Annotated in this window: 1 pseudogene; it reads left to right on the top strand. The window is 29.4% G+C overall.

Annotated features, from left to right (window positions below):
* Positions 1-424, top strand: a pseudogene (locus LS72_RS11090) (autotransporter outer membrane beta-barrel domain-containing protein); the annotation flags it as partial.
* Positions 425-1,214 lie beyond the last annotated feature (790 nt).

Raw genomic sequence — 1,214 nt, 5'->3', positions numbered from 1 at the left:
TACTAAGCATACTTTAACTCCAGAGATAGGTTTAGGTTATAATGGAGGATATTCTAAGGCTTATACTATGAATAATGCTATTAATACTATTACAAGAAGGAGTTATACCCATAAGATGAATTTATTTAAAACTAAAACCTCTCTTTCTTTTTATAGTGATTGGAATAAATATTTTAAGACTTTAGTGTATGCAGGAGTAGATTGGACTATTAATCCTAATGTTGCTAATCCTAAAGGGAGATATTCTAATATAGGGTATTATGGAGGGGGAGAGAGTAAATTAGATAATTTAGAATATGCTCTAGGGACTACTTTAGTTATTCCTTTAAATGATGCTTTTTATTTCTCTTTAAATTATGGGATGAATTGGACTAAGAATACCACTATGCATACAGGATATGGGAAGTTTAATTATATGTGGTAGGGGGATACTTCCATCTCTATATTTATACCCTTACTTAAACTTATTCCCTAGTAATTAAACCTAATCTTACAATAAAGTATAAGATAAGTTCTTTATCATTAGCTTTCTTTCATTGTATATAAGAAAGCTTTAGTGGGGTTATTGGTTGGTTAGGGTTAGTTGGTTAGGGTTGGTTGGTTTGTTAGGGTTGGTTTGTTGGGTTTATTAAGACTTAGGTTTGTTTAGTGTTACTTACTCTTAGTTGCTCTCATACATAGTAAAGACAACACTTAAAAACCCTAGTTACTACACCAAATAACTAAAACCCCTATCTACTAGAGCTAACACACTAAACCAAAGATAATGATTAAGAGTCAATAAAGCTTAGTGCTTTTATTTACTTTTAGTTAGTATTGCTTACTTTATCCTTTAAGGGTTTTATTTAGTTTTATTTAGTTTTGGTTATTCTTTGGTTGGTTAGGTTTGGTTGCTTTTACTTACTCTTAGTTAGTATTGCTTACTTTATCCTTTAAGGGTTTTATTTAGTTTTATTTTTATTTACTTTTGGTTAGTTTTGGTTATTCTTTGGTTAGTTAGGGTTGGTTATTTTGTTAAGATTTAGTTTGTTTAGTGTTATTTACTTTATCCTTTAAGGATTGGTTTTGGTTGAGTGTTGAGTTACCCCTACTTAGGATTGTTTTATTAAGAGATTCACTCCTTTATAAAGTATTATTTAATCTATCCCTTAAGTGTTTGTTTTTAGGTCAATTATCAATATTGGATTCTTGGTTTTTATCTTAAGGGTTAAATT

Source organism: Helicobacter apodemus (genome assembly GCF_000765745.2).
In the GTDB taxonomy this organism is placed as follows: domain Bacteria; phylum Campylobacterota; class Campylobacteria; order Campylobacterales; family Helicobacteraceae; genus Helicobacter_D; species Helicobacter_D apodemus.
Note: the sequence above shows the minus strand (reverse complement) of the source record. Positions and strands in the feature narration are given on the sequence as shown.